This window comes from Cohnella lupini (assembly GCF_003386205.1).
GTDB classification, from domain to species: domain Bacteria; phylum Bacillota; class Bacilli; order Paenibacillales; family Paenibacillaceae; genus Cohnella; species Cohnella lupini.
Genome location: NZ_QRDY01000002.1, coordinates 549,317 through 562,600 on the forward strand (window position 1 = coordinate 549,317; position 13,284 = coordinate 562,600).

Below are 13,284 nucleotides of genomic sequence, written 5' to 3' on the forward strand. Positions count from 1 at the left end.
ATCCGGAGGGGCGCCTATGTTCTACTCGCTAAGAACCCGCTTGTCCGTCACCTTTATTATCCTGCTCATTATTCCTTTTATTACGATGGTCGTCGTTCTGACGCAAGTGTCCAATTCCGTCATCGGTACCTCGATCGAAGAATCCACGTCGCAGACGATGGATCAATACGCGTCGTTCGTCAATACGTTGACGACCCAAGTCGAAGACGTAGCAAACCAGGTGCTTAGCAACGAAGTTACGCAGCAATGGGTGGCCGCTCAACTCGACAAGGATCTTCCCCAGGAAAAAAGGATCGCCCACGATTCGGAAATACGCAAATTCCTATCCTCCATCGCGCTAAATCATTCCTCGATATCATCCATTACTTTATTCAATGAAAACGGGACCGCCGTCGGCATAAGGGATAACGTATTCAACGATCCGTCGTTCCTGGACAGCCCATGGTACAGGACTTTCGAAAAGGACGGCATACGCTGGGTGCCCGCGCACATGGACGCCTACCAGCCGGGATATTTGCAATCGATCGGCATGAATAGCCTTGTCTACAATCTTGTGCAGCTAAGCTCGTTCCGCAAGATCGGCGTACTGAAGCTGAACGTTCAAACCTCGCTCATTCAAACCTCTCTCGAGAAAATAAAATTCGGCGAAACCGGACGCGTATACTTGCTCGACATGGATGGAAATCCGGTGCTAGAGCAGCGAATAGACGACAATATGTCGGGCTTCCTTTCCCTTATGCCGTCGATCCGGACGGACAAGCATTCCGGCGGCAAGCTGACGGCGGAGCAAGAGGATCACCGTATTTTGTACCGCAAGATCAAACGGGCGAATTGGGTTCTCGTGGGCGAGGTTCCGGAATCCGAGCTGTTCGAGAAAATGAAGAAGGTTCAGCAGACGATGATGGCCGTAGGCGCCGTTCTTCTTCTCATGACGATAGCCGCGGCATTCTGGCTGTCGTCGGGAATCGCCCGTCCGCTGACGAGATTGGCGGGCTCGATGCGTTTGGTGGAAAGAGGCGATTTCAACCAGGAAGAGGACGAGGCGTTGGCGAGGATGCCGATTCCCCGCAACGAAGTCGGTTACGTCGTCAAGGTGTTCCGAAATATGGTGAAGCGCCTTCGCTTCTTGATCGAAACCGAATTTCAAGCGAACATGCGCCGCAAAGACGCGGAATACAAGGCGCTTCTCATGCAAATCAATCCTCATTTTCTATACAACACGCTGGAAGCGATCGGCAGCTTGTCCGCCCAGAAAAGAAGCGGCGAGGTTATCGACGTGACGGAGTGGTTGGGACAAATGCTGCGTTATTCTCTCCGCGTGGACAGCGATTTGGTCAAGCTCGGGGAAGAGATGCAGTATATCCGATATTACGTTTCGATCATGAAAATCCGTTTCGGAGAACGGCTAACGATCGAAATTCAAGATCGCCCAGAGCTTGAGAAGGCTGAAATCGTAAAGTTCATCCTGCAGCCGCTCGTCGAGAACGCGATAAAATTCAGCTTGGAAAATCCCGGCGGCGCCCGCGTAGCCATACGTACTAGCGGATACGAAAACACCCTTATCGTAGAGGTATCGGACAACGGCAGCGGAATGTCCCCGGATCTCATCGACGAGCTGCAAAGGGAAATGTCGCAAGGCGACATGACGGACGTGCTTGGAGCCCAAGGTCGCAGGGTCGGCTTGCGCAACGTACTGGCGAGATGCTGCTTGCATTACGGGAAGAGATTCGTCGTCCGGATGGAATCCGCGCCGGATCAAGGTACCCGTATTCGGTTCGAGCTCCCGTTGAAGGAGGAATGAGAGATGTATCGGGTATTGTTGGTGGATGACGAGATGGAGGTCCGCAGCGGTTTAAAGCTGAAGATCGAATGGACGGCTTTGGGCTTCGAGGTTGCCGGAGAAGCCCAGGACGGAAGGGAAGCTCTGGCACTGCTGGAAAACGAGCGATACGATCTCGTTCTGACCGATATCCGTATGCCGATCATGAGCGGATTGGAGCTCTTGAAGCAATGCGCGGAAAATTATCCGGAGCTCAAAGTCATCGTGCTGTCGGGACACGACGATTTTCATTACGTGAAAGCGGCCATGCAATCCGGCGCGAGGGACTACTTGCTTAAACCGGTCGTAAGAAGCGAATTGTCCAGCATTCTCGGTAAGCTTCGCATAGAGCTCGATTCGGAGAAACAAGCGATGTTCCATAAGCATTCGCTGCAGCATCAGCTCAAGAAGAGCCATTCTGTGATGCAAGAGCAGCTTGTGCTGGAATGGATCGATAACGACGATCCGGAGAAAGTACCGTCGCTCGGAAGCGAGATCCATCGGTTGGGCATGGAAGGGTGGCTCGACGAAACTCTTCATATCAGGTTTCTAAGCGTAGAGATTCGAGTTCCGCGCGGAAGGCTCGGGGAACGGGAGGAGGGCAACCATCTGTTCCTCCTCGCGTTTCAGCTCGTATGCCGCGAGACGGCGGAGGATCCGGCGATAGAGCGCGGAGCATTCGCGTTCTACCATCGCAGCTACCCGCAGATGATGCATTTTCTCGTAGCTGCTCCGACCGCGGAAGAGGGAGCTTCGCTGAGCGAAATGCTGTGCGGGCAAATACAAATGCATATTCATCGCTACTTAAAGGCGGAGGCGGTTATCGGCATAGGCGCGTCGGCTCAAGGGCTCGCTTCCGTCAGGCAGGGCTTCCTATCCGCGATGCTGGCGTGGAGCCAGAGCCATTCCGGTTCCGGTACCCAAGTCGTATTTTCCCATTCCGGCCAAGACGACTTCGCGGAGCTTTTCCCGGAGGCCGAGAAACGGCTGACGTTAGCGCTGGAGAACGGGGATTTGGATCGCTTCTCCGCCGCGTTGGAGTCCGTCCTCCATTCCGGCAATACGCCGATCCAAGGAACGGCTTCCTTCCTATTGCGGGTGATTCTGCTCATGGATAAAGTAGCGGGGAAATACCGGCTGGACGTTCCCGAGACGCAGCATTGGATGTTCCCGGACATGCTCTGGAAGCATCGATCCGAAGCTTCCGTGCTCGCCTATCTAACGGGTACGGCGGCCAAGGTCATCGAGCGGATCAAGAATTCGAAGGTGTCGGGCGGCGTGGAAGCCGTCGAAGCGATGCGCCGCTATATCGACGCTTCTTACATGAACGAGATCAGCTTAACGATGCTGGCGGATCGGTTCCATATTAACCCGACTTACCTATCGGAGCTGTTCAAGAAACAGACGGGCAGCACCTTCAGCGAATATATCGCGCAAGTCCGCATCGGCCGCGCCGCGGAGCTGTTGCAGAACCCGCAGCTGAGGTTGTCCGACATCGCGGAGCTGGTCGGCTTCGCCAACGCGAGCTATTTGAGCATCGTCTTCAAGAAGCACTACGGAGTGAGTCCGAACGAATATCGTAATCATCCGGCGGATCCGCCTACCTGATTATTTTATATGCCTACTTCCAAAACGATTGAATTCCGCGGTACGCCTTCCGGATGCTAGCTTAGAGAAGCAAACAAATCAACCGAAAAGGTGAGGGGTTACATGAAAAAGAGTTTGTTGCTTTTGTTGGCTATTCTGGTAGCGATCGGGTTGGCTGCTTGTTCGTCGAACTCGAACTCGAGCTCGGGTACGAATTCGGCCTCGGGATCGGAAGCGGCGGGAGAGCCCGAAGCGGAAACCGTTACGCTCTCCTTCTGGCGGCACGATTACGCTCCCGAAGCCGAAGCGCTGAAGAAGCTGATCGCTTCTTTCGAGGAAAAGCACCCCAACATCAAGATCGACTTTCAGATGATCCCTAACGACCAGTACGAAACGAAAGTCCGCACCGCGCTGGCCGGAGGCAATCCGCCGGATATTATGGCGTTGGATGCGCCAACTCTTGCCTCGTACGCCAATCAGGAAGCCATCATTCCTCTGGACGATTATTTCGCGAAGGACGGCAACAAGGACGATCTGCTTAAGCCCGTCATCGAAGGCTTGACGTTTAACGGCAAGATGTACGCGGCGCCGAATAACGAAGGCACGATCGTCATGTTCTACAACAAGAAGATGTTCGAGGAGAAGGGAATTCCCCTTCCGTCTAAGAACGTTGACGAAGCTTGGACTTGGGATCAAGTTCTGGACGCGGCGCGGAAGCTGAACGATCCGTCGAAAGGCGTCTACGGCTGGAGTCCGACACCGTGGGGATTCGCCGGACACGAAGGCGCTCCTTATTCGGAAATGGCGTTCCTCTGGCAGGCCGGCGCGGAAATACTGAGCCCCGATCTGACGACGTCGAAGGGATATCTGGATTCCGCGGAAGCGAAAAAAGCGATGACCTTCTGGAAGTCGCTATACAACACGGAGAAAGTATCGCCGAAGGAGCTGCCGCAGGACGCGTTCTGGAACGGCAAGGTGGCTATTCACGTTGACGGTCCGTTCGCCTTCTCCTATCAGGAGCAGAACTTCCCGGATTTCAAGATGGGCACGGATTATGACGTTGCCCCGTTGTGGAAAGACAAGAACATGATCGGTACGACGGGAAGCTGGGGCATGGCGATTACGTCCAAATCCGAGCATCCGGACGAAGCGTGGCAGTTCGTGAACTGGGTTACGGGCGTCGAAGGCTCCAAAGTGTGGTACGAGGAAACGAAGAACCTGCCCGCGCGTCAGTCGACTTTCGATTCCTTCGCCGAATTGAAGGAATATCCGATGAATATTTACGCCGAGCAGCTTGCCAAGTACGGACATCCTCGTCCGGTAACGCCGGCCTATCCCGCGATAAGCGAAGCCATTCGCCTGTTGTTCGAGGACGTGGGCTTAGGCAACGCGGACGTAGACGAATCGCTGGCCAAAGCCGTCAAAAAAATAGAAGACGGGATCGCGTTGCAGAAACAATAAGTTTCGATCATAGCTAGGTTATGGCGGGGGAGAGGGAAGCCAAAATCCTTACTCCCCTTTGCTATTCCCGAAATCGCGTTCCGAACGGAAAACAAGGAGGGATTTCCTGTGAAACGGCTGAAGTTCGCCGCTTACGATAAGCAAGAATCTCGGGCAGCTTACCTGTTTATTTTCCCCGCGTTCCTCTTGCTTGCGTTGTTTATTTTCTATCCGATGTTCCGGGCGCTGCTCATCAGCTTTCAGAACTATAACTTAATCTCGACGCGGTCCGCCTTCGCCGGCTTGGACAACTACGCAAAGCTGTTCACCGACCGCGATTTCGGAGCCAGCCTGTGGCATTCGTTTTACTTCACGCTCGTCGTCCTCCCCGTGCAAACCGCGATCTCTCTCGGGCTCGCGCTGCTCGTTCAGAGAAAATTCAGGGGAGTCGGGTTTTTTCGTACCGTATACTTCATCCCCGTCGTCGTGTCCTTCGCGATCGCGTCGACGATATTCAAATTGTTGTACAACAAGGACTACGGAATGCTGAACGTGATTTTGAAGGGGATAGGGCTGCAAGGGGTGGATTTTCTGTCCAATCCGGACATTTCCATGTGGGGAATCATCATCCTGTGCATCTGGCGCGCGATGGGCTTCGTCATGATCATCTTTCTGGCGGGACTTAACAACATCCCGGAATCGTTGTACGAAGCGGCTCACGTGGACGGGGCGAATCCCCTGCAAAGATTTTATCTGATCACGATTCCCCTGCTGAAACGCACGATGGCGTTCGTGGTCATCATCACGACGATGGACGCGCTCAAAATATTCATTCCGATCTATATCACGACAAGCGGCGGGCCGGCGGGATCCACGAGCACGGTCGTCCATTTTATTTACGAAACGGCGTTTAAGCAAATGAACATGGGCTACGCTGCAGCCGCCGCATTCCTGTTCTTTTTCCTCGTATTGGCGATTTCCGTCGTGCAGCTGCGGATTTTCCGTACGGACGTCGAGTACTAGAACGATAAGATTAGCAAGGAGGCGGTCGCAATGAACAAGAATTTACTCGTCATCGTGCGTACGGTCGTCATGATCGCGATAGCGGTAGTCGCGTTATTTCCGATTTATTGGATGGTCATGAGCTCTTTTCGTACGCATGAAGAAATTTTCAAATATACGACCCTGAGTCCCGAATTGTTTATGCCGGTTAGGTGGACGCTGCAAAATTACAAGGATATCTTTCTAGACCCGAGCAAGCCTTTCGGCAGGTACATGCTCAATACCTTGTTCGTGGCCGCGTTCGTCACGGCATGCGGGCTCGTCGTCAACGCGATGGCGGCATTCGCTTTCGCGAAGCTGCGGTTTCCCTTCAAGAAGCTCCTGCTGACGATATTCATGTCTTCTCTCGTTATTCCGTACGAGGTCATCATGATTCCGCAGTATTTGCTTATGCGAGATTTGAGCTGGATCAATACGTTTACGGCGCTCATCGTTCCCCAGATCGTGTGGGTGTTCGGCATATTCATGCTAGTCCAGTTTTTCTCGGACGTTCCGCGGGACATTCTGGACGCGGGCAGAATGGACGGCGCGGGGTGGTTGCGCATCTTCGGCAAGATCGTGCTCCCTACCGCCGTACCGGCCATGATTACGCTAGGCATTATGACGTTCCTTAACCAATGGGATTCCTTCCTGTGGCCGCTCGTCGTCATCAACGAAGAGAAGAAGCAGGTGATCCAGGTCGCGATCTCCTCGTTCCAATCGTTGCGCAACATCTCATGGGGCAAGATCATGGCGGCGACGTCGATCAGCTCGGTTCCCGTTCTGGTTCTATTCCTGTTTCTGCAACGCTACTACGTGCAAGGCATCACGATGTCCGGAGTGAAAGGGTGACAAGAATGCTTCCCGAATGGTTGAACGAAAAGCTCGGAATGCGATGGCATCGAGAGGGGCGTTGGAACGAGCTGGAGTTCGACAAAGCCCAATACATGGCGGACAAGGCGATCTGGACAGCGGACGCGGGGGACTTTCGCATAGAGGTTAAGTTGGATTGGGAGCCGAAGGGTCGGGAGAGGGATGGCAAAGTCGCTTCCTTCGAGGTTTCGTTAACCCCGATAGGAGGGGGCGGGGAATTCGCCGGCGTCCAATTATACCTGCTCAACGACTCTCCGCTTCGCTGCGTCTGGAAGCCGCACCTCTCCCCTGTAGAGAATACGGTCGTAGGGGATAAGAGCTTTCGTTCTCCCGCGATGATATTCGAGGATAGCGAGAGCATGGCTGCCCTCGTACCGGATTTGGACCATATTCAGAATCGCAGAAGCGTTCCGCAAATGATGGATTACTCCTCGCAGGATCGAACTCTGATATACGGTCTGTGCGATTACGCGGAAACGGGCCATGTTTATTACGAACTGACCCCTACGCCCAGAATGCTATCCGAAGCGCTCGACTTCCGGTTTTACATGGTGGAGTGGAAGAAGGAAAGCGGGCAACGGGACAAGGATTACCGGGACGTCGAGAGTTTTCTATGGAACCGGTTCGGGGCCGAAAGAATGGCGGTACCTGCGGTCGAAGACACGAAAAATCAACTGTCCGCGCTTGAGCCGTACGCTAACCATGCTTACGAATGGGCGCTCGATCGGTGGAAGGACGTAACCTGGCAGCAGTTCAAGACGGACGACGGCACGGAAGTCGGGGGAGTCGTATTCCTTGCGAGGGCGAAGCAGAAGCCCGGGTTCGGTAGCGAAGAGGAATGGCGGGAGCCGAAGAGCTTGTGGAACCAAGCGTGGTTCTGCAGTCTGCGGACGGCTTACGGATACGCTCTATGGGGCCGGGAGAAAGGGCGCTCCGATTGGGTGGAGAAGGCGGAGCTGGCTTTGAATTTCGCATTATCCGCGCCGCAGACGAACGGATTGTTCCCGGGGTACTACCAAGCGGGAGAGGACAATCGTTGGGAGACGGGCGGATGGCTGATGTCCGGCCCGCGCCGTCCGGCGGGTCACGAGACTTACGTTCATCTTCTGGATTCCTCGTGGACCTGCTATTGGCTGCTGAAATGGTATAGGGACGTAAATCCCGATGCGAGAATCTTGCCTTACGTGAGCAAGTATGCGAAGAGGCTGCTTGAGCTGCAGCGGCCCGACGGATCGTTCCCGGCTTGGGTCGATCCGTCGGGAGATGGAATATCGCCGTTTCTGCTCGCAAGTCCGGAATCGTCCGTTCATGTGCTGCTGATGTGCTTACTGCATCAGATGCGTCCGGATTCCGCTTTGGTGGCCGCGGCGGAGGACGCCGCCCGGTTCGTCGTCGGGAACATCGTGCCGGAAGGCCGCTGGGAGGACTTCGAAACGTATTGGTCCTGTTCCAAGCAATGGGAAGGGAAGCAATACGGACAGACGGATGCCCGGAGCGGATTATACAACCAATGCAACTTCGGAATGTATTGGACGGCAGAGGCGTTGAAGGATTTATATTCCGTCACCAGAAATATGGCATGGCTCGATCACGGAGAACAAGTGCTCGCGGAAGCGTCGCTGTATCAGCAAATATGGCAGCCTTCCTATTTTCCGATCCCTACCGTCGGAGGCTTCGGGGTCATGAACAGCGACGACGAATGGAACGACGCGAGGCAGAGCTTGTTCGCATTAACGTATTGGGACTATTACCGCTTGACCGGCAACGAAAGCTATCGCGCGCGCTCCTTATGGGCGATGAAGGCATCCTTCTATATGATGTATTGCCCCGAGAATCCGGCGGTCAAGGAAATTTACGAGAGGGTGCATCCTCACTTCGACGAGAGGGATTACGGTTTCCACATGGAAAATTTCAATCACCATGACGGAACTCCGGTAGACGGGCTTGGCGAATTCACGATCTTCGATTGGGGCTGCGGGGCCGCTTCCGCTTCTTTGGCGGAGTTCCGTTCGAAGCTCTGAAACTCCCGGACAAAAAAAGTAGGCTTGCGGCAACGGAGCCGCAAGCCCAAGATATATTATTGAAAAGGGGGGTCATGTATGTATCTTAACCTTCGAACATGAAGAGAAGATGAAGGACATATTACGGTTCCGTTACAATCGCGAAAGCGGTATCATGGACTCCATCGCCTCCATATGTAAATCCTCGCTTTCGTGACGGGCAGTCCCGGAGTCGCGTCCGTCATTCAGGCGCGGGAGCCGAGGTCAAGCCGAGCATGGATACGGTCGAATAAAAAAAAGGGAGGCATGCGGCTACGGGCCGCATGCCTCAAGTTTTATATTTCAAAGGGGGGTCATGTATGTATCTTAACCTTTGAACATGAAGAGAAGATGAAGGGGATATTACGTTCTCGTTACATTACGTTTCGATTTGGCTGTAGGGATGGAAGCGGCCAGTTGGTATACTACATTTTTTTACATGAATTGATAGAGTTGGGCCATTTCATCGTCTATAATGGGTTGGAAAGATTTTCTTGCAGGGCAATTTTTGGCGAATAACAGACAGGAGAGTCGAAATGATGATCAAGAAATCATTCATACCGTTCATAGCTTTGTTGCTGGCGGTATTGCCAGTTCTGGTAATCGGGCCGAAGACGGCCGAGGCCGCAACTTCTCGTGTCGTCGTTCTCAAGGAAGTTAGCGGCGCCGTTAAGGTGAAGAAGAGCGGGGGAACCAAGGAATTCACCGCGTTCGCGAAAATGAGCCTGAACGAAGGCGACCTGCTGATGACGGGAGGGAAGAGCTCGGCGGTGCTGCAGTTCGCGAACGGAACTTCGACCGACGACCAAATGACCGTCTCGCAGAACACGACGCTTTCGTTCTCCAAGCTGTCGGACCGGAACGGCACGAAAACCAAAGTAAGCATGTTCAACGGCTCGGCATGGGTCGACGTGAAATCGATCGTGAACAAGGAAGACGAATTCTCGCTCGAGACGCCGACGGCCGTCATGGGCGTCCGCGGAACGCATCTGCTCGTCAAGGTCGATCCGATTACCGGAGCGACGCATCTGGTCGTCGCAGCTGGCGTCGTGAACACGAAGACGACCGATCCGGACAATCCTAAAGAGGAGGACGTTTATCCGACGCAGAACGCTTATATCGGGACAAACGCCGAAGGCGAGAAGGAAATCACGATCGCCCTGCTTGATCTGGAAAGATTGTTTAACCAAAGCGACGCCTCCATCGCGAAGACGATTTTGGAAAGCGCGGCGGACATTAACGACGAGAACGGCGAGTTCGTGAAAAAATACGATTCGCAAGGGCTGCCTTCCGAGCTCGGGGATACGGACGAAGATTTGGTTAAATTTCAAAAGAACACGGAGAGTCTGATCGGAGTGTTAGCCAATAAGGCGATTCAAGAAGGCTTGATATCCTCTGAAAGAGTTCTGGAAATCATTCAAGCGATCAAGAACGGGAACGGCTCCTCGATCGATCTATCCAAGCGCGAGCTGGAATTAAGCGAAGAGGATCGCAAGAAGAAAGAAATCAAATCGCGGAAGATGGACGAAGGCGAGCAACGCGCGCTGGATAGGCGCAAGAAAGAAGAAGAAGCCCGGCAAGCCCCTGAGGATGTCGTCAAGAAGACGAACGACGCCAAGAAGAAAGCAGAAGAAGCTAAGAAGAAGGCTCTGGAAGAAGCTAAGAAGAAGGCGGAAGAGGAGTACTACAAGCAACTAAGCGAAGCCGAGAAACAACGCTTCGAAGCGGATAAGAAAGCGAACGGGGCAGCGGGGCAGACGCCAAGCTCGAATACCGGGAGTTCGACGGAAGTCCCGTCGGAAACCGTCCAATCCGACGATGCTACTTTGTCGGGACTAGAAATAGAGGGATTGGCCATGGTGGTAGGCTTGAATGGGGAAGGCTCGGGCGAGGTTCATACTTCGAGTATCGTACAGCAGGAGGGAGACCCTATTCCGGTTGAACTAAGCCCGTCGTTTCAGCCTTCGGTCGTGCAATATGTCGCGAACGTTGGCGGAACGATTCATTCGGTTAAGGTGAAGCCGACCGTGAAGGACGCCAAGGCCACGGTCGAGGTCCTAGATCAAGGACCAGTGGTCAGCGGCAGCTACAGCGGCGAGGTGATTCTGGAAGCAGATTCGAGCAATGTGGTTTCGTTGAAGGTCACGGCGGGGAACGGGGCGCAGAAGACTTATTCCGTTCGGTTGAACAGGCCGCCGTATACAGATGGAGAGAATGAAGAGTTAATGGAAAATCATTCCCTATCGGCTGCGGTTACCGGATACGACGAGGACGGAGATTCGTATACGTTCGGGCTTGAGCAGGACGTTCTTCACGGAGCGCTTGATTTCAACCCGAATACGGGAGAGTATACGTATACTCCCGAGGAGAATTATAGCGGCCCGGATTCCTTTAATTACACCGTCTCCGACGGAAACGCCCAATCCTACGTGGGATACGTGAATTTTACCGTTGCGCGGAACAATCATCTTTTCGAGGATGTCGGGGTGTATGTCGAATCCCAAGACGAGGGAACGCAGGGTACGATTTATGGATCTAACGCAGTACGCCAATCCAAATCGTACTGGGATACTCTGGCGTTTGGATCACACTCGGTGGGGCTTGAAATATTCGGCAACGATTTCGAATATACCTATTCCCTGACGAATGATTCCGGGGAGTACGTTTCCGTTTCCGGCGCGACCTATATTCCAATTATCGTGAACTCTCTCGATAATGTCTACAAGCTCAAGGTAGAGGATTCGCTGGGTCAAGTCATAATCATGCCTATTCATATCTATTTAGAAACATCGGAGCAAAATACTAGCTTGAAGCTGATAAATAATAATATTTCCTTTGTTCACGACTCCCAAGCTATTGTAATAATTTCAGACATAGACTCCGTCGGGCCAAGGAGATTCGTTGGTATTCCAACGGGAGATTCGGCCACGCTTAATCTTGTCGGGCTTCCGGAGGGAACAAGCGTCGATCTTTTCGACAAAAACGAAGAGATCATTCAGACAGCCGATGGGGAGTATCGGTTAGAATTCGCTCACGGAAACGACAGCATGATTTACCATTACTTTATCGTATTAACCGATACGTTAGGCCATCGGAAGAGCTACAGATTCGACGTAGAAATAGCAATTCCCTACTTGTAGAAAAAGGCTGTCGGAAAGGTCTCCATGACCTAACTGACAGCCTTTTTTCTATTCGCTTTGCTCCCGCATCCGAGTCATCTGCTGCCATACGGAGCCGGCGGCTTCTTCGCCGCGTTCGATACGCGCGACCGCCATCTCGGATTGAAGCTTGACCTCGAATTCCGATTCGCTAGCGGCGGATTTCCGCAGAGCGTCCAATGCCGTCTCGTCCCCCGCTTCGTAGAGAAACCGCGCGGCGCGCCAGCGGACAAGCTTGTTGGAATCCTCCAGCGCTTCGATCATCGGCCCAATAGCGGCGACGTCTCCGATATCGGACAACGTATCCCCGGCGGTCCGCCGAACGGATCCCGAGGAATCCTTGAGGGCTGCGAACAAAAGCGGCATCGATTCAGGCGTACGGAGATCTCCGAGATAGACTACGGCGAGACGCCTGACCGACATTTGGCTATCCGTCAACGCTTTGTCCAATACTGGTAAATCTTCGGCTTTCGGTTTCAGACGTTCCAGCGCCGCGAACCGTTCTCGCCAATCCTGCGAATCAAGCGCCTGCATCACTTCGGCGCCCGTCAGCGGTGCCGGTGGCGCAGGCGGCGCGCCTTCGGGGCCGGCAGCTTTCGCCTGCTCGATCAAATCCCTAAGCCGCGCTTCGGAATAGGCGGCTTCCAGTTCCCGTTGCACCTCGTCCAGCACGTCCTGCGAGTCGCCGTAACGAACGCCGAGATCCTCCAGCATGCGCTCGCGGATCATCGTGGATCCTGCGGCTTCCGATACGGCATGGGTAAAGCGTTCCGGCATTGCCGCACGAAACTCTTGCCCTCCGCTACGCACTCGGATCTGCATCGGAATGCCGCGGAACATCTGCACGCGCACGTGAGACTCTCCGAAGCTCTCGGCCTCGGGAACCGTCGACGCGATCGAGCCGCTTCCCGCCGCGACTCCGAACGCAGTTTTTACGCCTTCTAATATCGTAGCCCAATCCGCGTTTCCTTTACGGTCGAGCGCAAGAAAATCCGATGTATGGAAAATCGCTTTGACGCCGGGAACCTCAAGCAGTCTTGCGATCAGCGGAGGAGGAGACGTCGTCGTCGCGTCTTTACCGCCGTAATTCAACTGAACGCCAGGATCGAGCCGAACGTCCACGTTCAGCTTCATCGTATTCGGGCTTGGGGTCGGCTCGATGGATAATAATTTCATGGGATCACTCCTCGCAATATTTCTTAATTCCACAATACCGCAACTCGACCGAAATACCAAAAAAGTGCTCCTAGAAGGGAAATGAAACCAAGGGGGTTATCCTCTGCCGAATACGGGTAAATAGTTTAATGGAAGCGTCGACGGACGCCTT

At 53.7% G+C, this 13,284-nt stretch carries 8 protein-coding genes; 7 read left to right on the forward strand and 1 reads right to left on the reverse strand.

What is annotated here, in order from left to right; all coding sequences use genetic code 11:
• The first annotated feature begins 16 nt into the window (after positions 1-16).
• From DFP95_RS06515 to DFP95_RS06550, 7 genes are all read left to right on the forward strand, one after another.
• Positions 17-1,801, forward strand: a complete 1,785-nt coding sequence (locus tag DFP95_RS06515) for a sensor histidine kinase (protein ID WP_115991753.1) — start codon at positions 17-19, stop codon at positions 1,799-1,801.
• Between the two features lie 3 nt (positions 1,802-1,804).
• Entirely contained in the window at positions 1,805-3,427 is a 1,623-nt protein-coding gene (locus tag DFP95_RS06520) for a response regulator transcription factor (RefSeq protein WP_115991754.1), read from the forward strand.
• 102 nt (positions 3,428-3,529) lie between these two features.
• Positions 3,530-4,867: an ABC transporter substrate-binding protein gene (locus DFP95_RS06525; RefSeq protein WP_115991755.1), complete on the forward strand. Its 1,338-nt coding sequence runs from the start codon at positions 3,530-3,532 to the stop codon at positions 4,865-4,867.
• A gap of 108 nt (positions 4,868-4,975) precedes the next feature.
• Positions 4,976-5,869 (forward strand): carbohydrate ABC transporter permease, encoded by an 894-nt coding sequence (locus DFP95_RS06530; protein ID WP_115991756.1) that lies wholly within the window; start codon positions 4,976-4,978, stop codon positions 5,867-5,869.
• A 30-nt stretch (positions 5,870-5,899) separates the two neighbouring features.
• Positions 5,900-6,739 carry a carbohydrate ABC transporter permease gene (locus DFP95_RS06535; protein ID WP_115991757.1) on the forward strand — a complete coding sequence of 280 codons (840 nt, stop codon included), beginning with the start codon at positions 5,900-5,902 and terminating at the stop codon, positions 6,737-6,739.
• Entirely contained in the window at positions 6,736-8,781 is a 2,046-nt protein-coding gene (locus DFP95_RS06540; protein WP_147304140.1) for a hypothetical protein, read from the forward strand. The genes DFP95_RS06535 and DFP95_RS06540 overlap by 4 nt, the downstream gene beginning before the upstream one ends.
• Before the next feature lie 554 nt (positions 8,782-9,335).
• Positions 9,336-11,939 carry an Ig-like domain-containing protein gene (locus DFP95_RS06550; protein WP_115991760.1) on the forward strand — a complete coding sequence of 868 codons (2,604 nt, stop codon included), beginning with the start codon at positions 9,336-9,338 and terminating at the stop codon, positions 11,937-11,939.
• Positions 11,940-11,987: 48 nt separating this feature from the next.
• On the opposite strand, the gene DFP95_RS06555 is transcribed toward DFP95_RS06550, so the two are convergent.
• The gene (locus DFP95_RS06555) at positions 11,988-13,133 is read right to left on the reverse strand and encodes a virulence factor (protein ID WP_115991761.1); all 1,146 of its coding nucleotides are present in this window, start codon (positions 13,131-13,133) and stop codon (positions 11,988-11,990) included.
• Between the last annotated feature and the right edge of the window lie 151 nt (positions 13,134-13,284).